The 23382-nt window shown below is 73.7% G+C and carries 24 protein-coding genes, 1 other RNA gene and 1 pseudogene; 13 read left to right on the top strand and 13 right to left on the bottom strand.

Annotated features, from left to right (window positions below):
• Positions 1–244: 244 nt before the first annotated feature.
• Together ACZ4M5_RS04730 and ACZ4M5_RS04725 are read right to left on the bottom strand one after the other, a co-directional pair.
• Positions 245–409: a hypothetical protein gene (locus ACZ4M5_RS04730; protein WP_467733103.1), complete on the bottom strand. Its 165-nt coding sequence runs from the start codon at positions 407–409 to the stop codon at positions 245–247.
• Positions 410–506: 97 nt separating this feature from the next.
• Positions 507–1856 (bottom strand): hypothetical protein, encoded by a 1350-nt coding sequence (locus tag ACZ4M5_RS04725; RefSeq protein ID WP_467733101.1) that lies wholly within the window; start codon positions 1854–1856, stop codon positions 507–509.
• A 199-nt stretch (positions 1857–2055) separates the two neighbouring features.
• Between ACZ4M5_RS04725 and ACZ4M5_RS04720 the strand changes: the two genes are divergently transcribed.
• The 3 genes from ACZ4M5_RS04720 to ACZ4M5_RS04710 are packed head-to-tail and all read left to right on the top strand — an operon-like array spanning position 2056 to position 5255.
• Positions 2056–2910 carry a Nif3-like dinuclear metal center hexameric protein gene (locus ACZ4M5_RS04720; protein ID WP_467733099.1) on the top strand — a complete coding sequence of 285 codons (855 nt, stop codon included), beginning with the start codon at positions 2056–2058 and terminating at the stop codon, positions 2908–2910.
• Positions 2907–3650, top strand: coding sequence for a zinc ribbon domain-containing protein (locus tag ACZ4M5_RS04715; RefSeq protein WP_467734231.1), 744 nt, complete (start codon positions 2907–2909; stop codon positions 3648–3650). The genes ACZ4M5_RS04720 and ACZ4M5_RS04715 overlap by 4 nt, the downstream gene beginning before the upstream one ends.
• An 18-nt stretch (positions 3651–3668) precedes the next feature.
• A complete protein-coding gene (locus tag ACZ4M5_RS04710; RefSeq protein WP_467733097.1) occupies positions 3669–5255 on the top strand; it encodes a bifunctional RNase H/acid phosphatase in 1587 nt (528 codons plus the stop codon).
• Here the strand turns inward: ACZ4M5_RS04710 and eda are convergent.
• From eda to ACZ4M5_RS04690, 4 genes are all read right to left on the bottom strand, one after another.
• On the bottom strand, positions 5230–5883 hold the full coding sequence (eda, locus tag ACZ4M5_RS04705) for a bifunctional 4-hydroxy-2-oxoglutarate aldolase/2-dehydro-3-deoxy-phosphogluconate aldolase (protein WP_467733095.1): 654 nt from the start codon (positions 5881–5883) through the stop codon (positions 5230–5232). The genes ACZ4M5_RS04710 and eda overlap by 26 nt on opposite strands.
• Before the next feature lie 75 nt (positions 5884–5958).
• Entirely contained in the window at positions 5959–6741 is a 783-nt protein-coding gene (gene yaaA, locus ACZ4M5_RS04700) for a peroxide stress protein YaaA (RefSeq protein WP_467733093.1), read from the bottom strand.
• A 43-nt stretch (positions 6742–6784) separates the two neighbouring features.
• On the bottom strand, positions 6785–7366 hold the full coding sequence (locus tag ACZ4M5_RS04695) for a hypothetical protein (protein ID WP_467733091.1): 582 nt from the start codon (positions 7364–7366) through the stop codon (positions 6785–6787).
• The gene (locus ACZ4M5_RS04690; RefSeq protein WP_467733090.1) at positions 7363–8121 is read right to left on the bottom strand and encodes a MerR family transcriptional regulator; all 759 of its coding nucleotides are present in this window, start codon (positions 8119–8121) and stop codon (positions 7363–7365) included. The genes ACZ4M5_RS04695 and ACZ4M5_RS04690 overlap by 4 nt, the downstream gene beginning before the upstream one ends.
• A 166-nt stretch (positions 8122–8287) precedes the next feature.
• On the opposite strand from ACZ4M5_RS04690, the gene ACZ4M5_RS04685 reads away from it, so the two are divergent.
• The 4 genes and pseudogenes from ACZ4M5_RS04685 (at position 8288) to rnpB (ending at position 11038) form a co-directional block, all read left to right on the top strand.
• The gene (locus tag ACZ4M5_RS04685; RefSeq protein ID WP_467733088.1) at positions 8288–8866 is read left to right on the top strand and encodes a Uma2 family endonuclease; all 579 of its coding nucleotides are present in this window, start codon (positions 8288–8290) and stop codon (positions 8864–8866) included.
• 24 nt (positions 8867–8890) lie between these two features.
• A complete protein-coding gene (locus ACZ4M5_RS04680; RefSeq protein WP_467733086.1) occupies positions 8891–9721 on the top strand; it encodes an AraC family transcriptional regulator in 831 nt (276 codons plus the stop codon).
• 19 nt (positions 9722–9740) lie between these two features.
• Positions 9741–10520, top strand: a pseudogene (locus ACZ4M5_RS04675) (DMT family transporter); the annotation flags it as partial.
• Positions 10521–10635: 115 nt separating this feature from the next.
• Positions 10636–11038, top strand: an RNA gene (rnpB, locus tag ACZ4M5_RS04670) — RNase P RNA component class A.
• A gap of 4 nt (positions 11039–11042) precedes the next feature.
• Here rnpB and ACZ4M5_RS04665 read toward each other — a convergent pair.
• The 3 genes from ACZ4M5_RS04665 to ACZ4M5_RS04655 are packed head-to-tail and all read right to left on the bottom strand — an operon-like array spanning position 11043 to position 13245.
• A complete protein-coding gene (locus ACZ4M5_RS04665) occupies positions 11043–12290 on the bottom strand; it encodes an NADH:flavin oxidoreductase/NADH oxidase family protein (protein ID WP_467733084.1) in 1248 nt (415 codons plus the stop codon).
• Positions 12287–12643 carry a MazG-like family protein gene (locus ACZ4M5_RS04660; protein ID WP_467733082.1) on the bottom strand — a complete coding sequence of 119 codons (357 nt, stop codon included), beginning with the start codon at positions 12641–12643 and terminating at the stop codon, positions 12287–12289. Before ACZ4M5_RS04660 ends, ACZ4M5_RS04665 begins: the two co-directional genes overlap by 4 nt.
• Positions 12644–12687: 44 nt before the next feature.
• Positions 12688–13245, bottom strand: coding sequence for a DoxX family membrane protein (locus ACZ4M5_RS04655; RefSeq protein WP_467733080.1), 558 nt, complete (start codon positions 13243–13245; stop codon positions 12688–12690).
• A gap of 161 nt (positions 13246–13406) precedes the next feature.
• Here ACZ4M5_RS04655 and ACZ4M5_RS04650 point away from each other — a divergent pair, with 161 nt between their 5' ends.
• Complete coding sequence (locus ACZ4M5_RS04650; protein WP_398111308.1) at positions 13407–13733, top strand: nuclear transport factor 2 family protein; 327 nt, start codon at positions 13407–13409, stop codon at positions 13731–13733.
• 328 nt (positions 13734–14061) lie between these two features.
• Here the strand turns inward: ACZ4M5_RS04650 and ACZ4M5_RS04645 are convergent, their stop codons facing one another.
• Entirely contained in the window at positions 14062–14820 is a 759-nt protein-coding gene (locus tag ACZ4M5_RS04645; protein WP_467733078.1) for an SDR family oxidoreductase, read from the bottom strand.
• A gap of 134 nt (positions 14821–14954) precedes the next feature.
• Between ACZ4M5_RS04645 and ACZ4M5_RS04640 the strand changes: the two genes are divergently transcribed.
• Positions 14955–16595: an alkaline phosphatase D family protein gene (locus ACZ4M5_RS04640; RefSeq protein WP_467733076.1), complete on the top strand. Its 1641-nt coding sequence runs from the start codon at positions 14955–14957 to the stop codon at positions 16593–16595.
• Here the strand turns inward: ACZ4M5_RS04640 and ACZ4M5_RS04635 are convergent.
• Positions 16582–17616: a Gfo/Idh/MocA family protein gene (locus tag ACZ4M5_RS04635; RefSeq protein WP_467733074.1), complete on the bottom strand. Its 1035-nt coding sequence runs from the start codon at positions 17614–17616 to the stop codon at positions 16582–16584. The genes ACZ4M5_RS04640 and ACZ4M5_RS04635 overlap by 14 nt on opposite strands.
• Before the next feature lie 85 nt (positions 17617–17701).
• On the opposite strand from ACZ4M5_RS04635, the gene ACZ4M5_RS04630 reads away from it, so the two are divergent.
• The 3 genes from ACZ4M5_RS04630 (at position 17702) to ACZ4M5_RS04620 (ending at position 21233) form a co-directional block, all read left to right on the top strand.
• A complete protein-coding gene (locus ACZ4M5_RS04630; protein ID WP_467733072.1) occupies positions 17702–19027 on the top strand; it encodes a multidrug effflux MFS transporter in 1326 nt (441 codons plus the stop codon).
• Positions 18952–20148, top strand: coding sequence for a serine hydrolase domain-containing protein (locus ACZ4M5_RS04625; protein ID WP_467733070.1), 1197 nt, complete (start codon positions 18952–18954; stop codon positions 20146–20148). The genes ACZ4M5_RS04630 and ACZ4M5_RS04625 overlap by 76 nt, the downstream gene beginning before the upstream one ends.
• Positions 20149–20219: 71 nt before the next feature.
• Positions 20220–21233: a small ribosomal subunit Rsm22 family protein gene (locus tag ACZ4M5_RS04620; RefSeq protein ID WP_467733068.1), complete on the top strand. Its 1014-nt coding sequence runs from the start codon at positions 20220–20222 to the stop codon at positions 21231–21233.
• 148 nt (positions 21234–21381) lie between these two features.
• Here ACZ4M5_RS04620 and ACZ4M5_RS04615 read toward each other — a convergent pair whose 3' ends face one another.
• Positions 21382–21609: a DUF6243 family protein gene (locus tag ACZ4M5_RS04615; protein ID WP_467733066.1), complete on the bottom strand. Its 228-nt coding sequence runs from the start codon at positions 21607–21609 to the stop codon at positions 21382–21384.
• Positions 21610–21713: 104 nt separating this feature from the next.
• On the opposite strand from ACZ4M5_RS04615, the gene ACZ4M5_RS04610 reads away from it, so the two are divergent.
• A complete protein-coding gene (locus tag ACZ4M5_RS04610) occupies positions 21714–22379 on the top strand; it encodes a TetR/AcrR family transcriptional regulator (RefSeq protein ID WP_467733064.1) in 666 nt (221 codons plus the stop codon).
• Here the strand turns inward: ACZ4M5_RS04610 and ACZ4M5_RS04605 are convergent.
• A complete protein-coding gene (locus ACZ4M5_RS04605) occupies positions 22358–23239 on the bottom strand; it encodes a glycerophosphodiester phosphodiesterase (protein ID WP_467733062.1) in 882 nt (293 codons plus the stop codon). The two genes, ACZ4M5_RS04610 and ACZ4M5_RS04605, sit on opposite strands and share 22 nt — an antisense overlap.
• Between the last annotated feature and the right edge of the window lie 143 nt (positions 23240–23382).

Here is a 23382-nt window from a genome sequence, read left to right as displayed (position 1 = left end):
CCCTGGTCCTCGTTCCCCTGGCCGTGCGGGCCGTCCGGGCCGTGCGGGCCGTCCGGGCCGTGCGGGCGCTCGGCGGCGCCCTCGGCATGGCGCCCGGCCCCCGGCCAACGTACACGCCGGCGTCGCCCCACAGGGCCGCGGGCCCGAACGGCGCAGGGCCGGCGAAGCGACACGGCAACGGCCCTTCCCGGCGTATGTCGTACGCCGGGAAGGGCCGTTGCGCCGGGTGGTGGCCGACGGTCCGTCAGGCCGCCGTCCCGGCCGGCTCGCTCTCCGCCACCGGCTTGCGGTGACGGCCGCGCGGAGCCGTCTCACTGTCCTGCGTGGACACCTCACCACGGTGCCGGCCGTGACCGGCGGAGGTCTCCTGCACGTCGGCGATACGCTGGTTCGTGCTGGCGTCGCTCATCGGATGGAATTCACCCCGTCAACATCATCTTCTTTACAGCCGGGCGAGTGTAACCGGCCCGCCGCACCCCGATTCCAGGTGGCCACGCCGACCGGCACTAGCTCGTTACAAGGCGTCCCAACGGTGCCTGCGCGAGCGGAACGGGGCGGGCGGCGGCGGGCGCCGGAGCCCGGTCGGGCGGGGGTACCGAGGACGTCCCCCGGGGGTCCGGGAGGGGCCCGGGGAGCTCCGCACCCGGCGCGTCCGGCTCCGCGTCCGGCTCCGCGTCCGGCTCCGCGTCCGGCACCGGAACGCGCTCCGCTGCGGCCGGTCCCGCCGCTGCCGCCGGTCCCCCCGCTGCGGCCGGTGGCGGACTCACCTGCGCCACCCCGCACGGCACGGCCTCCGTCGCGTACGGCAGCCGCAGCACCCCCTCCGCCGTCCACAGTCCCGTGCCCGCCAACCACCCCCGCGGCGCCGGGAGATGGTGCACCCGCCGCTCCGCCGGACGCCACACCCCGACCCAGCTGCCCGCCGGCCCGTCCACCCGCAGGGCCACCGCGCAGCTCTCCGGTGTCAGCACCTGCCCCGGCTGGATGGCGAACGGCGTCACCGAACAGTCCCGCAACCGCAGGCACTCGGGGAACCGCACCGGCAGCGTGCTGCCCAGCACCCCCCAGCCCAACCGCTCCTGTCCGGGAGAGGGAGCGTCCGAGCGGACGATCAGCAGGCCGCTGTCGTGGTCGGCGAGCAGCACCCGGTCCTCGCTGTCGGCGGCGATCTGCAGCAGCGGCGACACCTCGCCGCCGCACCCCAGGTCCACCACGACCGCCTTGGTGCGCCCCCCGGTCTCCCGGTCCAGGGCCAGCAGCCGCCCCGCGCGGTCCAGCCACACCCCGCCCGAGCAGCGGCCCGGAAGCTCCGCCAGCCGCTCGGGCCCGAACGCGCCGCCGGCCACCAGCCACACCGACGTGGACCGCTGCCCGACGGCCAGCGCGTACGCCCTCTCCCCGCCCGGGGCGGGCGGCAGCAGCCGTAGCCGGGCGGTGCCGTCGCGGCACTCGACCGCGCCCAGGGGCAGCTCGCCCGTCCCGGGGCCGGTCGGATAGAGCAGGGAGAAGGCGTGCCGCCCGGCCACCAGCCGGTGGATCAGCACCCGTCCGTCGCCCATCGGCTGCACCTCGGTGCCCGGCTCCTCCGGCTGGTTGCGGGGCAGCGGGACCGCGTAGGGCTCGGGACCGTCCAGGGTCCAGCGCTCGGGGAACCAGGAGTCACCGGCCGACGCCAGACGGGCGGCGTAGGCGCCGTCCGCGGTGAGGGTGCAGCCTGCCGGCGCGGGACCGTCCCGGTACCCGTCCCGGTCCCGGTCCTGGCACCCGTCCTGGTACCCGCCCTGACCCCGGTCCTGGTACGCGTCCCGGTCCCCGTCCTCGCGTCCCGCCGAAGGCTCGATCGCACAGGCCGTCATCGTTCGGTCACCTCCAGTGACGAACGTAGTTATCGCACGCACGGGCGGGGAATTCCTCGGACCCCGACTTCACACATAAGGGTGTTCCAGGAACGATTCGCCTGAGGAGAGTGGGGCAACTGTGCTGCGCGTCGCGCCGCGGGACCGGCCTCGCCCATGGCGGTGCAACGCCACAGATCAGGCGGGTAGCCTTGCTCCCGTGCCCCGTCTGTCTGAAGTCATCGCCGCGCTGGAGACCCTGTGGCCCGCCGAGCGGGCCGAGTCCTGGGACGCGGTCGGCACCGTCGCGGGCGACCCGGACCAGCAGGTCACGCGCGTCCTGTTCGCCGTCGACCCGGTCCAGGAGATCGTCGACGAGGCGGTGAAGCTGGGCGCCGACCTGCTCGTCACCCACCACCCGCTCTACCTGCGCGGCACGACGACCGTGGCGGCCTCGCACTTCAAAGGCCGCGTCGTGCACACCCTCATCAAGAACGACATCGCGCTGCACGTCGCCCACACCAACGCCGACACCGCCGACCCGGGCGTCTCCGATGCCCTCGCGGGCGCCCTCGGCCTGCGGGTCACCGGGCCGCTCGTACCGGACCCGGCGGATCCCGCGGGCCGCCGCGGCCTGGGCCGCGTCTGCGCCCTGGACCACCCGCTGACCGTCCGGGAGTTCGCCGCGCTCGCCGCCGAGCGGCTGCCCGCCACCGCGCAGGGCATCCGCGTCGCCGGCGACCCCGGGGCGACCGTGCGCACGGTCGCCGTCAGCGGCGGCTCCGGCGACAGCCTCTTCGACCAGGTCCGCGCGGCCGGGGTCGACGCCTTCCTCACGGCCGACCTGCGCCACCACCCGGCGTCGGAGGCCGTCGCCCACAGCCCCCTCGCGCTGCTCGACGCGGCGCACTGGGCCACCGAGTGGCCCTGGTGCGAACTGGCCGCGAGCCAGCTCGACGAGATCTCCGACCGGCACGGATGGGACCTGCGCGTCCACGTCTCGAAGACGGTCACCGACCCCTGGACCGCCCACGCGGCCTCGACCACCTCTGAATCCCCTGGAGCCCCGAACTGAACGCCGCGCCCGCCGACCAGATCCGACTCCTCGACGTCCAGGACCTCGACGTCCGTCTCCAGCAGCTCGCGCACAAGCGGAAGTCGCTGCCCGAGCACGCCGAGATCGAGACGCTGACCAAGGACCACACGCAGCTGCGCGACCTGCTCGTCGCCGCGCAGACCGAGGAGAGCGACACCGCCCGCGAGCAGACCAAGGCCGAGCAGGACGTGGACCAGGTGCGCCAGCGCGCCACCCGCGACCAGCAGCGCCTGGACTCCGGCGCCGTCACCTCGCCCAAGGACCTGGAGAACCTCCAGCGCGAGATCGCCTCCCTCGCCAGGCGGCAGGGCGATCTGGAGGACGTGGTGCTGGAGGTCATGGAGCGCCGGGAGTCCGCGCAGGAGCGGGTGGCCGAGCTGACCGAGCGCGTGTCCGCCGTCCAGGCGAAGGTCGACGACGCGACCGCGCGCCGCGACGCCGCGGTCGAGCAGATCGACGCCGAGGTCGCCCAGGTCACCAAGGAGCGCGAGGTGGTCGCCGGTTCCGTCCCGGCGGACCTGCTCAAGCTGTACGACAAGCTCCGCGAGCAGCAGGGCGGTATCGGCGCGGCGAAGCTGTACGCGCGCTCCTGCCAGGGCTGCCGGCAGGAGCTGGCCATCACCGAGCTGAACGAGATCCGGCGGGCGGCGTCCGACACGGTCATCCGCTGCGAGAACTGCCGCCGCATCCTGGTGCGCACGTCCGAGTCCGGCCTCTAGGTCGGGGGAGCGGTGCCGGTGCGGGAGTTCATCGTCGAGGCCGACGGCGGATCGCGGGGCAACCCGGGGCCCGCCGGCTACGGTGCCGTCGTCAGCGACGCCGCGACGGGGGAGACGCTGCGGGAGACCGCCGAGTACATCGGCGTCGCCACGAACAACGTCGCCGAGTACCGCGGACTCCTCGCCGGCCTGCGCGCCGCCCGCGAACTGGACCCGGCCGCGACGGTCCACGTCCGGATGGACTCCAAGCTCGTCGTCGAGCAGATGTCGGGCCGCTGGAAGATCAAGCACCCCGACATGAAGCCCCTGGCGGCGCAGGCCGCCCGCGTCTTCCCGCCCGGCAGCGTCACCTACGAGTGGATCCCGCGGGAGCGCAACAAGCACGCGGACCGCCTGGCCAACGAGGCGATGGACGCGGGCGCCAAGGGGCAGCAGTGGTCGGAGTCCGCGTCGACGGCCGAACTGGACGCGGCACCCCGAGCGGCGGCGCCGCAGCCGCCCGGCGATGCGGCCGCGGGCGCGGCCCGGGTGCGCGACGCCCTGGCCGCCGGCCGCGCGGCCGGGTCGGCGGGGGCGGGTACCGTGCCGCCTTCCGCAGGTGCGGCGGGTCCTTCGGCCGGGGACCCCGCGCAGGGCGAGACGGACCTGGAGCCGTCGTCGCCGGGGGTCGCCCCTACGGAGGCTGACACCGACGCGCAGGCCGTCGCAGGCGGCGGGGCCGCGCGGACCGGCGCCTCGAACACCGGGACCGGGGCCGGGCCCACCGACGGGGCCTTCGTCGCAGACGCGGAGACACCCGCGCCGAGGGGCGAGAATCCCGCGGAGGCCGCCGGTGGCGATGCCCCCGCTGGTGATGCGGAGGCCGGTGCCGATGCCCCGGCCGGTGAGGCCGAGGAGGGCGCCGGTGCCGACGCCGAGGGCGCTACCGGTGCCCGGGCCGCTCAGGCCGTGGCGAGTCCCGGGTGGGCTCCCGCCGACATGGGCGCCCCGGCCACGTTCGTCCTGCTCCGGCACGGCGAGACCCCGCTGACCCCGCAGAAGCGGTTCTCGGGCAGCGGCGGAACCGACCCCTCCCTCTCCGGCGTCGGCCGGGAGCAGGCCGAGCGGGCCGCCGCGATGCTGGCCCGGCGCGGCACGATCCAGGCCGTCGTGTCCTCGCCCCTGGCCCGCACGCGCGAGACCGCCGGGATCGTCGCGGCCCGCCTCGGCCTCGACGTACAGATCGAGGACGGCCTGCGCGAGACCGACTTCGGCGCCTGGGAGGGACTGACCTTCGCCGAGGTGCGCGAACGCCACCCCGACGACCTGGACGCCTGGCTGGCCTCCCCGGACGCCCGGCCCACCGGCGGCGGCGAGAGCTTCGCCGAGACGGCCACCCGGCTCGCCGCCACCCGCGACGAGCTGCTCGCGGCGTACGCGGGCCGCACGGTCCTGCTCGTCACGCACGTGACCCCGATCAAGACGCTGGTGCGCCTGGCCCTCGGCGCCCCGCCGGAGTCCCTCTTCCGCATGGAACTGTCCGCCGCGTCCCTGTCGGTCGTCGCCTACTACGCCGACGGCAACGCCAGCGTCCGCCTCCTCAACGACACGTCGTACCTGCGCTGAGCCCCGCCGCCGACCGGGCCAGCTTCTCGACGCGCCCCCAGTCGCGGGCGGCGACCGCCTCCGACGGCAGCATCCAACTGCCGCCCACGCAGCCCACGTTGGGCAGGGCCAGATAGTCCGGGGCGCAGTCCGGGCCGATCCCGCCCGTCGGGCAGAACCGCGCCTGCGGCAACGGCCCCGCCAGCGACCGCAGATACGCCGTACCGCCCGCCGCCTCGGCCGGGAAGAACTTCATCTCCCGCACGCCGCGCTCCAGCAGCGCCACCACCTCGGACGTGGTCGACACCCCCGGCAGGAACGGCACCCCGGAAGCCCGCATCGCGTCCAGCAGCAGGTCCGTCCAGCCCGGGCTCACCAGGAACCGCGCGCCGGCGGCCACGGCGTCGGCCACCTGGCCGGGGCCGATGACCGTCCCCGCGCCGACCACCGCCTCCGGCACCTCCCGGGCGATCTCCCGGATCGCGTCCAGGGCCACGGGCGTGCGCAGGGTGACCTCGATCGCCGGGAGCCCTCCCGCGACCAGCGCCCGCGCCAGCGGCACGGCGTCATCGACGTCCTCGACGACCACGACGGGAAGGACGGGCGCGAGATCCAGCACGGAGGCAGGCGGAGGCGAGGAGGAGACCATGGGCCTCATCCTGCCGTCGGTGATGCGCGGTGCGCAAAGGTCGTTGCATCCAGCGCAACAGCCGTGGATCGGCCTCTAGTGCACCTCGTCCACCAGCACGTCCAGCGACCACGGCTGCCCCGCCTTCGCGGGCGCCTCCGCCTCCACGACGTAGCCGAGATCCCGCAGCGCCTCGACCAGCGCGGCGGGCGACTGCGGCACCGCCCCCGAGGTCAGCAGGCTCCGTACGATCCGCCCCTTCGTCGCCTTGTTGAAGTGGCTGACGACCTTGCGGGTCGGCGCGTGCAGTACCCGCACGGACGCCGTCCGCCCCGCGACCTCGCCCTTCGGCTTCCACGCGGCGGCGTACGCGGCGGACCGCAGGTCCAGCACCAGCCCCTGCCCGGCCACCTCCGGCAGCACCGACGCCATCGGCGCCCGCCAGTGCGCGCCGAGCGCGCCCAGACCCGGCAGCCTCACGCCCATCGAGCAGCGGTAGGACGGGATCCGGTCCGTCACCCGCACCGCCCCCCACAGCCCCGAGAACACCAGCAGCGACCGCGACGCGCGGCGCTTGGCCGCCGTGTCGAGGGTGGCCAGGCCGAGGGCGTCGTACAGCACGCCGGTGTAGATCTCCCCGGCCGGCCGGGTCCCGGCAGTGCGCAGCGCGGCGTTCTTGGCGACCTCGCCCCGCAGGCCCTCGCTCAGCCCCAGCACCTCGCGTGCCTTCTCCTCGTCGCCGGAGCACAGCTCGACCAGCTCGGTGAGCACGGCCTCGCGCGCACCGGCCAGCCCCGGCAGGGACAGCGACTCGGGCTTCAGCGGGGCACCGCGGCCGGAAGCGGCCTTCCCCTCGGACGGCGGCAGCAGGACGAGCACGGGTACTCCTTCGATCGAACTCCGCCGCCAGCGTACGGGGGCGTCAGACCAGGGCCCGCCCGAGGGCGCGGACCAGGCCGTCGGCGTCGTCGGCGTGGAAGCGGACGACCCGCACCGCGCGACGGCGGCCGAGGAAGGTCACGTGCGTGACCGGCTCGGTCAGTTCGAGCGTGACGGTGGTCTGCGAGCCGACCTCCACATCGAGCTCGCCGTCGGCCCGTCCGTGCGTCATCCGCAGCTCCCGCCGTACCGAGGCGATCCGCTCCAGCGGCACCTCCAGGTCGACGTGGACGTACCGCCGGATCCGCAGCGCGCCCGCGCCGGTGTCCAGCACGTGCGGGCGCACGACGGACGAGGCGTGCAGGGCGACGACCAGCACGATCGTGTACACGTCCAGGAAGAGGACCACGGCGTGCACGGTCGGCCAGTCCTCCAGCAGCACGGACATCGCCACCGTCTCGACCAGGCACACGAATGCGAACCCGGCCATCATGGCGCCCTGCCCGCGCGCGTACCCGAAGGTCTGCCCGCCCGCCGCCGCACCCTGGTGCCGCCGGGCCGCCCACAGCACCAGGCTCCACAGCAGCCGCAGCTCGTGCCCGGCCAGCCGCCGCACGGTCCTCATCGCAGCTCCTCGCCGAGCAGCCGCATGGTGCGGCGGACGGCCTCCGCCTGGGCCGGGGCGAGGTCGGCGTAGAGCGCCCGCACCACACCGTCGTTCTCGTCGACCTCCCCGGCCTGCGGGAACAGGCCCGGCGGGATGCAGCCGGCCAGCGCCCGGGCCGCCTCCTCGACCCCCGGGTCGTCCGGCTCGGCACCGGCGAGCGCGTCGAGGAGCGCGTACGCGGCCGCCACCCGCTGCACAGCCCCCGGAGCGCCGAGGGCCTCCCCGATGGACGCGACCATCCGCTCCCGGTCCGCGGCCGGCATGGCGGTCTCCAGGAAGGCGATGATCTCGCGGTCCTTGGCGGCCATCGGCGAGTGCACGGACAGATGCGCCGTCCCGGCGAACAGCGCCGCCAGCTCCGGTGAGACCGGCCCCTCGGCGGGCAGCCCGCCCTCCGCCTCCAGCAACGTCCGGAGCCGGGCCCGCCGCTCCCGCAGCTCCTCCTCCTGCCGCGCCAGATCCTCGTCCAGCTCGGTGAGCACCTCGGCGAGGTCCTTGCCCTCCTCGTCGGCCAGTACGTCCCGCACCTCCGCGAGCCCCAGCCCCAGCTCCGTCAGCCGCCGGATCCGCGCCAGCACGACGGCGTGCCGCAGGGTGTACTCCCGGTACCCGTTCGCCCGCCGCTCGGGCTCGGGCAGCAGCCCCAGATGGTGGTAGTGCCGCACGGCCCGCGTGGTGACGCCGACGACCCGGGCGAGTTCTCCGATCCGCATGCCACCAGTGAAGACGCTGACGCTGCGGCAAGGTCAAGCAGCGGGTCCCCGGGCTTCTGACGGGGACGGCGGGCGTGTGCCACGATCGAGGGAACGGTTCCCGATCTCACGGGCGGGTGGTTCGGCGATGTCCCAGTCTGGCGAGCGACACAAGGAGGGGCGTGACATGACTGCCATGGCCCACGAGCCGCTCTCGCAGGAAGACGTCCTGCTGGAGGGCTTTCTCGCCCTGGACACACCGGAGGGTTTCCGGGCCGAACTGATCGAGGGGGAGATCGTTGTGACGCCGCCGCCGGACGGGGATCACGAGGACTACGTCGGGCTGATCGTGAACCAGGTGATCAGGAATTCCCGTACCGACATGCAGTTCTCGGGGAACAAGGGGCTGAAACTCCGCAGCGGAGGCCGTTGCCCGAAGGACCACGTCATTCCCGACGGCACGTTTGCCCCCATGGAACGGCGTCTCTACCGGGGAGCCGACCCCTGGATGCCCTGCGACGGCATCGCCCTGGTCCTGGAGGTGACCTCCACCAAACCGCAGGCCGACCGCGAGACCAAGCGCCGCTGCTACGCCCGCGCGGGCATCCCGCTCTATCTGCTCGTCGACCGCGACACCGCGCAGGTCACCGTGTTCAGCGAACCCAAGGACGACGACTACCGCGAGCACTGCGCCCGCCCCTTCGGCAAGACCGTCACCCTGCCCGACCCCTTCGCCTTCGACCTGGACACCGTCGACCTCCTCTGATCCCCTGGGGACGGGGGGTACGACATGGCGACACCACGGGAGCGGGCCAGCTGGACCAGGGCGCGGCTGGGGCGGGACGGCCCGGCCCTCGACCTGCTCACCGCCTGCTTCGACCGGCACGTCTACGCGCCCCACGCCCACGACGAGTTCACGATCGGCGTGACCGTCGGCGGGTCCGAACGCATCGCCTACCGCGGCGGGCACATCCACTCCTACCCCGGGTCGATCGTCGTGCTGGAGCCGGGCGAGATGCACACCGGCGGACCCGCCGCCTGTGACGGCTACGCCTACCAGGCCCTCTACGCCGGGACCGCCCTGCTCCGCGACGGCACGCTCGGCGGCCTGCCCCACTTCCGCGACCCCGTCCTGCACGACCCGGAACTCGCCGCCGCCCTGCGCGCCGCGCACACCGACATCAGCGCCTGCCCCGACCCCCTCGAAGCCGAGTCGCGGCTGCCCTGGCTGCTCACCGCCCTGGCCCGCCGCCACTCCACCGCCCGCGCGGCGGACGACACCGTGCCCGGGGCCGCCGCCCTCGCCCGGACCGTCCGCGACCGCCTCGCCGACGAGCTGCTGGACCCGCCGTCCCTGGCCGCCCTCGCCACCGAGCTGGGCCTGTCCCGCTACCAGCTCCTGCGTGCCTTCCGCACGGCGGTGGGCGTCCCGCCGTACGCCTGGCTCGCGCAGCACCGCGTGGCCCGGGCCCGGGGCCTGCTGGAGGCCGGCCTGCGCCCGGCGGAGGCCGCCGCGCTCGTGGGCTTCGCCGACCAGGCGCACCTCACCCGCTGGTTCCGCCGGGTGCTGGGCGTGACCCCGGCGGCGTACCGCAACAGCGTTCAAGACGCGGTCCGGTGACGCGACCGAGAATCACCGCATGACTGCACGCGGCTGGTTCCTGTTCTCCCTGATGGGAGTGGTCTGGGGCATCCCCTACCTGATGATCAAGGTGGCGGTGGACGACCTGTCCCCGTCCGTGGTGGTGTTCGCGCGGTGCGCGCTCGGTGCCGCGCTGCTGCTCCCGTTCGCCCTCCGCCAGGGCGGACTCGGCCGTACCGTCCGGACGCACTGGAAGCCGATGCTGGCCTTCGCCGTCATCGAGATCATCGGCCCCTGGTGGACCCTGACCGACGCCGAACGCCACTTGTCCAGCTCCACCGCGGGACTCCTCATCGCGGGCGTGCCGATCGTCGCGATCCTCCTCGCCCGCTTCTTCGGCGCGGGGGAGCGGGTGGGAGCCCGTCGTGTCGCGGGGCTCGCCCTCGGTCTCGCGGGCGTCACCGTCCTCACCCTGCCGCACCTCACCGGCGGAGACGCCCGCTCCCTGGCCGAGGTGCTGGTGACGGTCGTCGGCTACGCCACCGCCCCGCTGATCGCCGCCCGGCACCTCAAGGACGTGCCGACGCTGCAGCTGATCACGCCCTGCCTGACGCTGGCGGCCGTCGTCTACGCACCGGCCGCCTTCCTCACCCGCCCCGACGCCATGCCCTCCGGCGAGGTCCTGGCGGCGCTCGCCGGGCTCGGTGTCGTCTGCACGGCGGTGGCGTTCGTGGCCTTCCTGGAGCTGATCAAGGAGATCGGCCCGACCCGGGCCGGGGTGATCACGTACGTCAACCCGGCGGTGGCGGTGGCCGCGGGCGCGCTCCTCCTGGACGAGGAGCTGACCCTGGGCATCGGTGTCGCCTTCACGCTGATCCTGGCGGGTTCGGTCCTCGCCACGGCCGCGGCACCGAAGCGGGACGCGCCCCGGGTACCATGGTCGGCACGGCAGACGAGCCGGGCGGACGGCCGCGTGGAGTCCCCGTGAGGGGGCTTCCCGAGGAACGTCCGGGCTCCACAGGGCAGGGTGGTGGCTAACGGCCACCCGGGGTGACCCGCGGGACAGTGCCACAGAAAGCAGACCGCCGGGGATCTCGGTCCTCGGTAAGGGTGAAACGGTGGTGTAAGAGACCACCAGTGCCTGAGGTGACTCAGGCAGCTAGGTAAACCCCACCCGGAGCAAGGTCAAGAGGGAGCACCTCGGTGCTCCTGCGCGGACGTTCGAGGGCTGCCCGCCCGAGTCCGCGGGTAGACCGCACGAGGCCGGCGGCAACGCCGGCCCTAGATGGATGGCCGTCACCCCGACGACCGCGAGGTCCCGGGGTACAGAACCCGGCGTACAGCCCGACTCGTCTGCCGCTCACCACCCGCCCCGCCTGGTGCGGAACGAGGTGCGCCCGTTTCGCCGGACCATCGCGATGGTCGCCGCGATGCTGCCGCGATTCAGGTCGGGGTCCAGGCCGTTCCCGAGCCGATGGATCTGGTCGGTGTGCCAGCTCATGTCCATGACCCCGTCCAGGGTTCTGAGGTCGGCGATCCTGCCCAGCAGGGTTCTCATGCCGTAGCGCACCTGGCGTGTCGTGAGTGCCTCGGTCTGCCCTTCGAGGATGAGCCGGGCCGCGTCCGGCGTGGTGATCGCCGGCCGGCCGATGCCGACCACGTCGCATTCGCCGGCCTCCACGGCACGCCGCATGGCGTCGCGGGTGCGGAATCCCCCGGTGACGGCGAGTGGGATGCCGCCCACGAGCGTGCGAACGGTACGGGCGTATTCCAGGAAGTACGCCTCGCGTGCCCTCGTACTGGGGGCCGCCGTGCCGCTCATCGCCATGGACTCGTAGGTACCGCCGCTGACCTCGACGAGGTCGATGCCTTCGTCGGCGAGCGCGACCAGCACGGCCTGGGACTCGTCCTCGGTGAATCCGCCGCGCTGGAAGTCCGCCGAGTTGAGTTTGACGCCCACTGCGAAGCCGGGTCCGACGCGGCCGCGGACGCGGCGGACGACCTCGAGGACGAACCGCATCCGCCGCTCCGGATCGCCGCCCCAGTCGTCCTCGCGCCGGTTCGCCAGCGGTGACAGGAACTGCGAGATGAGATACCCGTGAGCCCCATGCACCTGTACGCCGTCGAAGCCGGCCGCCTCGCACACGGCCGCGGCCGTGGCGAAGCGCTCGATGATCTCCTCGATCTCCGCCGGTCGCAGTTCACGCGGCGTCTTGGCGCCGGGCAGTTGTGCCGGGATCGGGCTGGGGGCCACCGGCGTGTGTCCGAGGGCAAAGGGATTGGCCTGGCGTCCGGGGTGGTTGAGCTGTGCCCAGATCGCACCGCCCGAGTCCTGGGCCGACGTGGCCCAGCGCGAGAGCGCGTCGAGATCACGTTCGTCCTCGATGACGATGTTGCCCGGTTCGCCGAGCTGTTCGCGGTCGATCATGACATTGCCGGTGATCATGAGGCCGTAGCCGCCTCGGCTCCATGTGGAGTACAGACGGCCGAGGCGCTCGTCGGGTGCGTTGTTCTTGTCGCCCAGCGACTCGCTGAGCGCCGACTTCATCAGGCGGTTGGCCAGTACCTGGCCGTTCGGGAGAGTGAGGGGGGTGTCCAGCGTGTTCATACGGGCTCTTCCTCGGTGTGGGACGCCAGCGCCCTCTCCCGCACCCGGTCCAGGTGTGCCCCGAACACCTCCCGCGCCTCCGGCGTCAGCGTCCGCAGCGCCATCAGCGCCGTGACGACCACATCGCACAGCTCCGCCTGCACGTCCTCCCACGTGTGCGTGACGCCCTTGCGCGGGTTCTGGCCCGTCGCCCCGATCACCGCCTGCGCGACCTCGCCGACCTCCTCGGACAGTTTCAGGATGCGCAGGAGCAGGCCCTCGCGGCCCTCGACCGGGCGGTGGCCGTCGAGCCACTCGGACAAGGTCTCGATCGTGGCCCACAGGTCGGGCTCGGGCGGCGTGTGATCAGTCATGGGCGGCAGCCTGCCACGAGGGCCTGACAACCCCCAGAGGGCTGCTACTCCAGGTACTCCTCCTCGAAGAGCGGGTCCTGCTCGCCCTCCTTCGCCTTCCTCAGGCGCCTCGCCCGCGCGCCGACCACCAGCACCGTGCCCGCCGCCGTCGCCGCGAACGCCGCCGGGATCATCCAGCCGCGGTTCACCGCGTGACCGAGGACGTGGTCCAGGGAGAGGCGGCCCGGGCCGGTGACGGCCAGGCCCGCCGCCGTGAGGGCCAGCGTCGCCGCGTACTCGTAGCCGCCCTCCTGGTTGAAGAAGCCGTTCGGGGTGTGGACCGCCGCCGCCCCCGCCATCGCGCCGGCCGCCGCCGCCCCGGCCGCCGGGGTCGCCAGGCCGAGCGCCAGCAGCGTGCCGCCGCCCGTCTCCGCCAGGCCCGCCGCCGTCGCGCTCGCCTTGCCGGGGACGTAGCCGATGGACTCCATGAACTGGCCGGTGCCCTCGATGCCGTGGCCGCCGAACCAGCCGAACAGCTTCTGCGCGCCGTGGGCCGCGAGGACACCGCCCGTCCCCAGTCGCAGGAGCAGCAGTCCCAGATCACGTCGGTCGTAGCGCGTCACGTCGTCTCCCGGAGCGGGCAGCAGGAACGGAAAGGGCCTCGTGCGAAGGCGCGCTTCCACCGTGGCACCGACGGCTCCGGGAGACATCCGGCGGCGGCGCCGGGAGCGCCGTTCGGGTGGTACGGGTGGCGGGGCCCGGCCGGCGGGACCACGCTGCTCGTATGACGATCCAGACCACGCGGCTCAGCGACCCGGCCGTCCGGGCCTTCGTGGCGGCCGTGAACAACCACGACCGCGACGCCTTCATGGCGCTCCTCGCGCCCGGCGCCACCATGGCCGACGACGGCACGGACCGGGACCTCACCGAGTGGGTCGACCGGGAGATCTTCTCCTCGCGCGGCCACATGGAGGTCGACAACGAGTCCAACGGCGGCCGTTCGCTCGTCGCCCGCTACAGCAACGACACGTGGGGCGAGATGCGCACCCGCTGGAGCTTCACCGTGGACGACGACGGCCGCATCTCCCGCTTCGAGACCGGCCAGGCCTGACAGCCGGGCCTGACGGCCGCCCCGTCACGGGGCCTCGGCCCGCCGGGGCCGACGTCCCCTCCCGCAAGGCCTGCGCCCCTCAGGCCTTGAGCGGCAGTCGTTCCACGCGTACCGGTGCGTACTCCGCGATCCCACGCGGGGTCCACCCCCACCCGGTGCCGTGGAACGACTGCCGCCTCCCCCCTGGATGTGGCCAGTGGAAGCCCTCTGCTCCAAGTGTGAAGCTTTGGTGTAGGAGAGTTGAGCATAAGCGCCCGACCGGCCGCAATAGTTCGGACGTTCATATTCCGGATGTGCATGTTGACGCGTTGACTTTCCGCGCCCGTCCTCAGCCGCGCCCGACGAACGGCATCGTCGTCGCCAGCACCGTCGCGAACTGCACGTTCGCCTCCAGCGGCAGCTCCGCCATGTGCCGCACCGTGCGCGCCACGTCCGCCACGTCCATCACCGGTTCCGGGGCTACTTCCCCGTTTGCCTGGAGCACTCCCGCCTGCATGCCGGCCGTCATGTCGGTCGCCGCGTTGCCGATGTCGATCTGACCGACCGCGATCCCGTACGGACGCCCGTCCAGGGAGAGGGACTTGGTCAGACCCGTCAGGGCGTGCTTGGTCGCCGAGTAGGCCACCGAGTGCGGACGAGGGGTGTGCGCGGAGATCGAGCCGTTGTTGATGATCCGGCCGCCCTGCGGGTCCTGCTCCTTCATCTGCCGGTACGCCGCCTGCGCGCACAGGAACGCCCCGTTGAGGTTGGTGTCCACCACGTGCCGCCACGCGTCGTAGGGCAGCTCCTCGACGGGCACGCCGCCCGGCCCGAACGTGCCGGCGTTGTTGAACAGCAGGTCCACCCGGCCGAAGTGCTCGACCGTGGCGTCGAACAGGGCGGTGACGTCCTCGGGGCGTGAGACGTCCGTCGGTACCGCGAGAGCCGCTCCCTCGGGCACCAGGGCCGCCGTCTCCTCCAGCGTCTCCGCGCGCCGGCCCGCCAGCGCCACCGACCAGCCGGCGCGCAGCAGTTCCACCGCGACCGCCCGCCCGATGCCCGAGCCCGCACCCGTCACCACCGCGACTGCATTTTGCTTGGCGTTCATGGGCCCGCAGCGTACGGGAGGGCCCGTCACCCGGAACTCCCCCGCCCGCCATGTGGGTGCCGTGTACGCGTCAATCAGGAGTCGTCCCCGGCCACTGCAATGCCCCTTGCAGCCATTCGCCAGGGGAGGACCGGATGACACCCGTAGCACACCCGTCGCATCACGCACCCGAACTCCGCGCCGCCGCCCGCCACATCGGCCGCCGCCGCTTCCTCACCACCACCGGCGCCGCCGCCGCGCTGGCCTTCGCGACCAACGTGCCCGCCTCCGGGGTCGCGGCCGCCGCCGAACTCGACGCCGCGCGGATCACCGCCGACCCCTTCACGCTGGGCGTCGCCTCCGGCGACCCGCAGCCCGGTTCCGTGATCCTCTGGACCCGCCTCGCGCCCGTCCCCTTCCAGGCCGACAGCGGCCTGCCCGCCGAACGCGTCACCGTGCACTGGGAACTGGCCCACGACGAGCGCTTCCGCCGCATCGTCCGGCGCGGCACCGCCACCGCCCACCCCGAGTTCCACCACACCGTCCATGTCGAGGTGGACCACCTCGCCCCCGGCCGGGTCTACCACTACCGCTTCCGCACGGGCCGTTGGACCAGCCCGGCCGGCCGCACCCGCACCGCCCCCGCGCCCGGCAGCCGCGTCCCGTCCCTCACCCTGGCCGCCGTCTCCTGTCAGGCCTACCACGACGGCTACTACACCCCGTACGCCCATCTCGCCGCCGAGGACGTCGACCTCGTCCTCCACCTCGGCGACTACCTCTACGAGTACGCCGTCGACGCGACGGGCGGGCAGCGCAAGTACACCGACCGCACCCTGCCCGGCCTGTTCAACCGCGAGACGCTGACGCTGGAGGACTACCGGCTGCGCTACGCCCTCTACAAGTCCGACCCGGACCTGAGCGCCGCCCACGCCGCCCACCCGTTCGTCGTCACCTGGGACGACCACGAGACCGAGAACAACTACGCCGACGACACCCCGGAGAACGGCGTCCCGCCGGAGGAGTTCCTGCTGCGCCGCGCCTCCGCCTACCGCGCCTACTGGGAGAACCAGCCGCTGCGGCGGCCCCAGCGCCCCTCCGGACCCGACATGCGGCTCTACCGCCGCCTGACCTGGGGCCGGCTCGCCCAGTTCGACGTCCTCGACACCCGCCAGTACCGCTCCGACCAGGCCTACGGCGACACCGCGCACGTCCCCGGCCCCGAGTCCGACGATCCCGCACGCACCATGACCGGCGCCACGCAGGAGCGGTGGCTGCTCGACGGCTGGCGCTCCTCACGGGCGCTGTGGAACGTCGTACCGCAGCAAGTCCTGTTCGCCCGGCGGAACATGGACGTCACCCGCCCCGCACGGGTGTCGATGGACGCCTGGGACGGCTACAGCGCCTCCCGCCGCCGCGTGCTCGACGGGGCGAAGGCCGCCGGAGTCGAGAACCTGATGGTGCTCAGCGGCGACGTGCACTCCGCCTACGCCTTCGACATCAAGGACGACTTCGACGACCCGGCCTCCGCCACGCTCGGCACCGAGATCGTGACGACGTCGGTCTCCAGCGGCCGGGACGGCGCCGACAAGCCCGCCACCTGGGACACCTACATGTCCGCCAACCCGCACCTGAAGTTCTTCAACGGACGGCGCGGCTACGCCACCGTCACCCTCGGGCAGCGCTCCGCGCGCGCCGACTTCAAGACCGTGCCGTACGTGACCAGGCAGGGGGCGCCGGTCACGACGGCCGCGTCGTTCGTCACGGAGGTGGGGGAGCAGGGGCTCAAGCCGGCGTGAGGTCCGGTGCCGCTTCCCCCGCCGGGGTCTCACCGGGGTAGCGGACGCCGACGCGGTCGCGGATCGTGTCGAGCGTCCGCATCACCGCGAGCGTGCCGTCGAGCGGGACCAGCGGGGACTCCGTCTCGCCGGCGCGCAGGGCCCGCATGACCTCCAGCGCCTCGTGGCGCATGGTGTTGCGCGGGCCGTCCAGCGGGTCGGCCGTGAACTCCTCGGCGTCCCGGCCGTCCCGGTGCAGCACGAACCGCTCCGGGAAGAAGAACCCGTGCGGGATGTCGATGCGGCCCCGGGAGCCGGTGATCGAGGCGGAGTTGGGCGTACCGCCCACGATGGAGCAGTGCACCGAGGCCAGAGCGCCGCTCTCCCAGGAGAGCACCGCCGCCGTCTGGAGGTCGACGCCCTCCTCCGAGAGCATCGCCCGCGCCGCGACGTCCGACGGCTCACCGAGCAGCAACTGCGCGAACGACACCGGGTACACGCCCAGATCGAGCAGCGCGCCCCCGCCCAGCTCCGGGCTGCGCAGCCGGTGCGAGGGCGGGAAGGGGCCCGCCAGCCCGAAGTCGGCCTGCACACTGCGCACCTCGCCGATCGCCCCGTCGTCGACCAGCGCCTTCATCCGCCGCACGAGCGGATTGCAGTACATCCACATCGCCTCCATCAGGAAGCGCCCGTGTTCCCGTGCCAGCGCGACGAGTTCCTCCGCCTCGCGCAGGTTCAGCGTGAACGGCTTCTCGCACAGCACGTGCCGCCCGGCCGACAGGCACAGACCGGCCGCGGCCCGGTGCGCGGTGTGCGGGGTGGCGACGTAGACGACATCGATGTCCTCGTCCTGGGCGAGCGCGTTCCAGTCGCCGTAGGCCCGGGGTATCCCGAACCGCTCCGCGAACGCCTTCGCCGGCTCCGGCGACCGCGACGCCACCGCCACGACCTCGGCGTCCGGCAGGTCGATCAGATCCGCGGTGAACGCCGCCGCGATCCCCCCGGTCGCCAGGATCCCCCACCGCACCGTGTCCGCCGTCATACCGCCCCGCCTCCACCTCGTGACCCCGAGCACTGCGTACGAGCTGAGAGCATAGGTGGCGATCGACGTATCGAGGGAGGGACTCATGCCCGAGGGTGGGGCGTCCATATCCAAGACCGCGCAGGAGGCCGCAGCCGGGACGGAGCGGCCCGACCGCGCACCGCACCGCCGCACCGGGCTCCTGGTCACCTTCCTCCTCGGAAGCCTGACCGCCGTACCGCCTCTGGCCATGGACATGTACCTCCCGTCCCTGCCGGAGGTCACCCGCTCCCTGCACGCGCCCGCCGCGACCGTCCAGCTCACCCTCACCGCCTGCCTCGCCGGCATGGCGCTCGGGCAGCTCGTCGTGGGGCCGATGAGCGACCGGTGGGGACGCCGCCGGCCGCTGCTCGCCGGGCTCGCGGTCTTCGTCGTCGCCACCGTCCTGTGCGCGCTCGCGCCCACCGTCGAGACCCTGGTCGCCTTCCGGCTCGCCCAGGGCCTCGCGGGCGCCGCCGCGATCGTCATCGCCCGCGCCGTCGTCCGCGACCTCTACGACGGCATGGCCATGGCCCGCTTCTTCTCCACCCTCATGCTCATCTCCGGCGTCGCCCCGATCGTGGCGCCGCTGATCGGCGGTCAGGTCCTGCGCGTCACGAACTGGCGCGGCGTGTTCGTGGTCCTCACCGTCATCGGCGTGCTGATCGGGGTCCTGGTCTGGACGCGGCTGCCGGAGACCCTGGAGCCCGGCCGACGGCACAGCGGCGGCGTCGGCGAGGCCCTGCACGCCATGCGGGGCCTGCTCGCCGACCGCGCCTTCACCGGCTACATGCTCACCGGCGGCTTCGCCTTCGCCGCCCTCTTCGCCTACATCTCCGCGTCCCCCTTCGTCGTCCAGGAGATCTACGGCGCCTCCCCGCAGACCTTCAGCCTGCTGTTCGGCGTCAACTCGGTCGGACTGGTCATCGTCGGCCAGATCAACGGCAAGATCCTGGTCGGCCGGGTCAGCCTGGACCGGGTGCTGGGCATCGGCCTCGCCGTCGTCATCACCGCGGCCGGCGCGCTGCTGCTGATGTCCCTGGGGGTGTTCGGCGAGGTCGGCCTCGCGCCCGTCGCCGTCGCGCTGTTCGTGCTGATGTCCGCCATGGGCATCACCATGCCCAACACCCAGGCGCTCGCCCTGATGCGCACCAGGCACGCCGCCGGCTCGGCGTCCGCCCTGCTCGGCACGGCCTCGTTCCTCGTCGGCGCGATCGCCTCCCCGCTCGTCGGTGTCGCCGGCGAGGACACCGCCGTCCCGATGGCCGTCGTCCAACTGGCCTCCGCCCTGGTGGCGCTGGCCTGCTTCATGGGAATGTGCCGACCCTGGAAGACGGGAGGCCGGCGCGCGAGCGCGGCGGCAGCGGCACCGGCGGAGGGGGCGGAGAGCTGAGCGCACCGAGACTGCGCGACGGCACGCCGGAACGCGCCGGACTCGACCCCGCGGAGCTGCGTCACCTCGTCCGGGAGATCAACGTCCTCACCACGGGGCAGCGTCCCTGGGCGCCGGGCGCGGTCCTGGTCGTCGGACGCGGCGCCGTGATCGCCGTCGAGGAGGCGGCGGGCTGGGCCGTCCGCTACGCCGCCTACGACCCGGCCACCGACGCCGGTGTGGAACTGCCGCCCGGGGAACGGGTCCCCATGACCGTCGGCACGCCCTTCGACCTTGCCTCCCTGACCAAGCTGTTCACCTCCGTGGCCGCCGTGCAGCAGATCGAGCGCGGCACTCTGGGCATCGACGCGAAGGCCGGGGCGTACCTGCCCGACTTCACCGCGGCGGCCCGGCACGGCATCACCGTCCGGCAGTTGCTCACCCACACGTCCGGGCTGCGGCCCGAACTCCCGCTGTACGACTGCGCCGACGACGGGCAGCGGCTCGCCCTGCTCCAGGCCGAGGCGCCGGTCGGCGCGCCCGGCACCTACTGCTACTCCGACCTGAACATGCTGCTCCTGCAGCACCTCCTGGAACGCCTCACCGGCCGCACGCTGGACGTCCTCGTCCGCGACGGCATCACCCGGCCGCTGGGCATGACCGCGACGGGTTTCGGGCCGTGCCCGGGCGCGGCGGCGACGGAGGACCAGCGGCGCCCCTGGGCCAAGGCGGACCGGGGCATGGTGCGGGGCGAGGTGCACGACGAGAACGCCTGGGCGCTCGGGGGAGTGGCGGGCCACGCCGGCCTGTTCTCCACCGGCCGGGACCTGGCGGTGTTCTGCCGCACCCTGCTCGCCGGGGGTTCCTACGGTCCCGCCCGCATCCTCGGCCCCGACTTCGTCGACCTCCTCTTCACCCCGCCGGGGCTGGGTTTCTCGCTCGACCAGCCGTGGTTCATGGGCGATCTGGCCGGGCGCGGGGCGGCCGGGCACACGGGCTTCACGGGCACGTCCCTCGTCCTGGACCGGGCGACCGACACGTTCCTGATCCTTCTCACCAACGCGGTCCACCCCCGCAGGCGCCGCCCGGACAGCGCGCCCCGGGCGGCGGCGGGATCGAGGCTGGCCCGGGCGGTACGGTGATCCGCCGACCGGTGCTGGTCCCGCTGTGGAGTGCCGCTCCGGCCCCCCGCCGCGCCTCGTAGAATCGCCGGGTGAACGTCCCCGTACTCCCGGCCGAGAATCTCCGCGCCGCCCTTGCCGGCCTGCTCGACGGTCTTCCGCCCCGGCAGGCCGCGCAGGCCGTGGAGCGGCTGATCGCCAACTACCGCGGGGCCACCCCGACCGACGCCCCCATCCTCCGCGACCGGGCCGACGTCGCCGCCTACGCCGCCTACCGGATGCCCGCGACCTTCGAAGCGGTGCGCTCCGCGCTGGAGGCGTTCGCGCAGGCCGTGCCCTCCTGGGCGCCGGGCGGGCACACCGACGTCGGCGGCGGGACCGGGGCCGCCGCGTGGGCGGTGAGCGCGACCTGGGACGGGGAGCGGCCCGTCACCGTGCTCGACTGGGCCGAGCCCGCCCTCGCCCTCGGGCGGGAGATCGCGGGGGCCAACCCCGCCCTGCGGAACGCACACTGGCAGCGCTCCCGGATCGGAGCGGCGCTCACCCTGGAGAGCACCGACCTCGTCACGGTCTCCTACGTCCTCAACGAGCTGACGCCCGCCGACCGCACCGCCCTCGTCGACGCCGCCGCGGCCGCCGCCGGGGCCGTCGTGATCGTCGAACCCGGCACCCCGGACGGTTACGCCCGTGTCATCGAGGCCCGGGACCGCCTGATCGCCGCCGGTTTCCACATCGCCGCGCCCTGCCCGCACAGCGCCGCCTGCCCCATCGTCCCCGGCACGGACTGGTGCCACTTCTCCGCCCGGGTCAGCCGTTCCTCCCTGCACCGCCAGGTCAAGGGCGGTTCGCTCGCGTACGAGGACGAGAAGTTCAGCTACGTCGCCGCGAGCCGCCTCCCCGCCGCACCGGCGCCCTCCCGCATCGTCCGGCGCCCGCAGATCCGCAAGGGCCAGGTGCTGCTCGACCTGTGCGAGAAGGAACCGTCCCTGCGCCGCGCCACCGTCACCAAGCGGCACGGCGACCTCTACAAGGCCGCCCGCGACGCCGACTGGGGCGACCCCTGGCCCGCTGCCGCCCCCACCTCGCCCTCCGGCCCGACCGACTGACCCGGCGCTGCCCGGCTCCCTGATCTGGTGCCATCCGGCTCCCTGACCCCGAGCCATCCGGCTGTCTGGAGGGGTCCCGCCCGGTCCGGCCGGCGGCCGGGGACGCCCTCCGCTCGGCCCACCCCCGGCCCGTCCAACACCGCAGCGTCTACTCCGCCGAGGTCCGATCCCCGGTGGCCCGGTCCGTAGCGGCGTCGCCCTCCCCTCGCTGCTGTCGCCTCTCCTGCAGCTTGCGCAGCAGTTCGCGCTTCTGGGCCTGCGCGTCGCGTCCAGCGCCGACCCGGCCCGCCCTGCCCGCGCCCCGCAGGGCCTCGCGGCCGAGGTTCCTGCGCGCACCGCCGACCCCCAGCATGTTTCCGGCCCCGCCTCGGGACATGTCGGACTCCCCTCTCGCTCCAGTGAACGAGACGTATCGTCTCGCAATCGATGTGTTCCACTGTCGGCGAGACGGACCGTCTTGTCAACTGATAAGTTCGGGCCATGGCCGCCCAGAACCCGACCCAGCCCGTTCCCCGCAAGCCCGGCCACCCCGCCGCCGGCAAGCCCGCCCCCGACTCCACCCGCCGCAGCGAGCGGTCCCGTCGTGCCATCTACGACGCCGCCCTCGCGCTCGTCGTCGAGGCCGGCTACCCGAAGACCACCATCGAGGGCATCGCCGCCCGGGCCGGGGTCGGCAAGCAGACGATCTACCGGTGGTGGCCGTCCAAGGCGGACGTGCTGATGGAGGCCTTCCTCGACCTCGCCGAGCGGTCCACCGAGGAGGCCGGGACCGCGCCCCACACCTTCCCCGACACCGGGGACGTCGCCGCCGACCTCAAGGCGGTCCTGCGCGCCACCGTCGACGAACTGCGCGACCCCCGCTTCGAGGCGCCCTCGCGGGCGCTCGCCGCCGAAGGCGTCGTCAACGAGCAGCTCGGGCGGGAACTGGTGGCCAAGCTCCTGCAGCCCTCACTCGACCTCTACATCGGCCGGCTGCGCGCCGCGCAGGACGCCGGGCAGATCCGCGACGACATCGACCCGCGCATCGCCCTGGAGTTCTTCGTCTCCCCGCTCGCCCAGCGCTGGCTCCAGCACACCGGCCCGATCTCCCACGCGTACACGGACACGCTCGTCGACTACGCCCTTCACGGCCTCGCGCCCCGCTGAGAGACCCGCTGAGAGACCCGCCGGGCGGCCCGGGCCAGCCGCCCCGGGGCGTCCGTGATGACGCCGTCGCAGCCCAGCCGGAGCACCCGGTCGCGCTGCGCGTCCGTCACCACCGTGTGCGCCCACACCCGCGGAATGCCCGACCGCACCGCCCGCAGCAGGTCCGCGTCGCGCGCCCGGTGGTCCACGTCCAGCAGGTCCACGAACGACCGCCAGCGCTCGGGCCGGTCGGTGCGCAACTGCTGCGCCGAGCGCCACAGCTGCGTCAGCAGACCGAGCCGGTGCACCCGCAGTGCGACCGCCGGGTCGTTGGAGTTCACGAACACCGAGCGGGTCAGTTCGCGGGCCTTGATGAGACCGGCCAGCCGGTCCAGGCTGCGCGGGTCCTTCGCCTCCAGCATCAGCACGATCCGCCCGCCGAAACGATCCAGCACCTCGGCGACCGTCGGCGGCCGCTCCGGGCGCCAGCTCCCCGGCAGCCGGTCCCTCGGGCGCAGCCGGACGCCCTGCCACTCCCCGGCGTCCAGGCCGCGCACCTCGCCGCCGAGGGCGGTGGTGCGGTTCAGCGTCTCGTCGTGGAACACCACGGGTGTGCCGTCGCGCAGCATCCGGGTGTCGAAGTCCAGCACCTGCGCCGTCCCCCGGGCGTAGGCGGCCATCAGGCCCGTCATGCTGTTCTCCGGTACCTCCCGGGCGCCGCCGCGATGGGCGACGTACGTGATCCGGGGCAGTGCCGCGGCCGTGAGGTGGCCCGTGCCCCATTCCAGCGGGACCGGGGCGGCGCCGGCGGGTCCCGTCAGGGTCAGCGAGACCATGGATGCCGCGGAGGCCAGACCCGTCAGCGCGATCCAAGTGACCATGGCGTTACGGTAGGGCGCCATGTCCTGGCAAAGCGGGCAATGACACCGGATCATATGAGGAGTGCCGATCATCCCGGCGGCATATGCCTCGTCCCACCGGTACCCGTCTCGGCCGTCCTGCCCCGGATGTGGGCTCTGGGCCC

Source organism: Streptomyces sp. NPDC026246, assembly GCF_055567995.1.
The sequence above is the reverse complement of the archived record's forward strand: the minus strand, read 5'-3'. Positions and strand labels throughout refer to the sequence as shown.

Bases quoted from the DNA above. Each gene is read 5' to 3' on its own strand.
- ACZ4M5_RS04640 (WP_467733076.1), top strand. From the start codon at position 14,955: ATGACACCCGTAGCACACCCGTCGCATCACGCACCCGAACTCCGCGCC.
- ACZ4M5_RS04665 (WP_467733084.1), bottom strand. From the start codon at position 12,290: ATGAACACGCTGGACACCCCCCTCACTCTCCCGAACGGCCAGGTACTG.
- ACZ4M5_RS04725 (WP_467733101.1), bottom strand. From the start codon at position 1,856: ATGACGGCCTGTGCGATCGAGCCTTCGGCGGGACGCGAGGACGGGGAC.
- ACZ4M5_RS04650 (WP_398111308.1), top strand. From the start codon at position 13,407: ATGACGATCCAGACCACGCGGCTCAGCGACCCGGCCGTCCGGGCCTTC.
- ACZ4M5_RS04660 (WP_467733082.1), bottom strand. From the start codon at position 12,643: ATGACTGATCACACGCCGCCCGAGCCCGACCTGTGGGCCACGATCGAG.
- ACZ4M5_RS04615 (WP_467733066.1), bottom strand. From the start codon at position 21,609: ATGTCCCGAGGCGGGGCCGGAAACATGCTGGGGGTCGGCGGTGCGCGC.
- ACZ4M5_RS04695 (WP_467733091.1), bottom strand. From the start codon at position 7,366: ATGAGGACCGTGCGGCGGCTGGCCGGGCACGAGCTGCGGCTGCTGTGG.
- ACZ4M5_RS04685 (WP_467733088.1), top strand. From the start codon at position 8,288: ATGACTGCCATGGCCCACGAGCCGCTCTCGCAGGAAGACGTCCTGCTG.
- ACZ4M5_RS04605 (WP_467733062.1), bottom strand. From the start codon at position 23,239: ATGGTCACTTGGATCGCGCTGACGGGTCTGGCCTCCGCGGCATCCATG.
- ACZ4M5_RS04630 (WP_467733072.1), top strand. From the start codon at position 17,702: ATGCCCGAGGGTGGGGCGTCCATATCCAAGACCGCGCAGGAGGCCGCA.
- ACZ4M5_RS04680 (WP_467733086.1), top strand. From the start codon at position 8,891: ATGGCGACACCACGGGAGCGGGCCAGCTGGACCAGGGCGCGGCTGGGG.
- ACZ4M5_RS04730 (WP_467733103.1), bottom strand. From the start codon at position 409: ATGAGCGACGCCAGCACGAACCAGCGTATCGCCGACGTGCAGGAGACC.
- ACZ4M5_RS04635 (WP_467733074.1), bottom strand. From the start codon at position 17,616: ATGACGGCGGACACGGTGCGGTGGGGGATCCTGGCGACCGGGGGGATC.
- eda (WP_467733095.1), bottom strand. From the start codon at position 5,883: ATGGTCTCCTCCTCGCCTCCGCCTGCCTCCGTGCTGGATCTCGCGCCC.
- ACZ4M5_RS04645 (WP_467733078.1), bottom strand. From the start codon at position 14,820: ATGAACGCCAAGCAAAATGCAGTCGCGGTGGTGACGGGTGCGGGCTCG.
- ACZ4M5_RS04690 (WP_467733090.1), bottom strand. From the start codon at position 8,121: ATGCGGATCGGAGAACTCGCCCGGGTCGTCGGCGTCACCACGCGGGCC.
- ACZ4M5_RS04610 (WP_467733064.1), top strand. From the start codon at position 21,714: ATGGCCGCCCAGAACCCGACCCAGCCCGTTCCCCGCAAGCCCGGCCAC.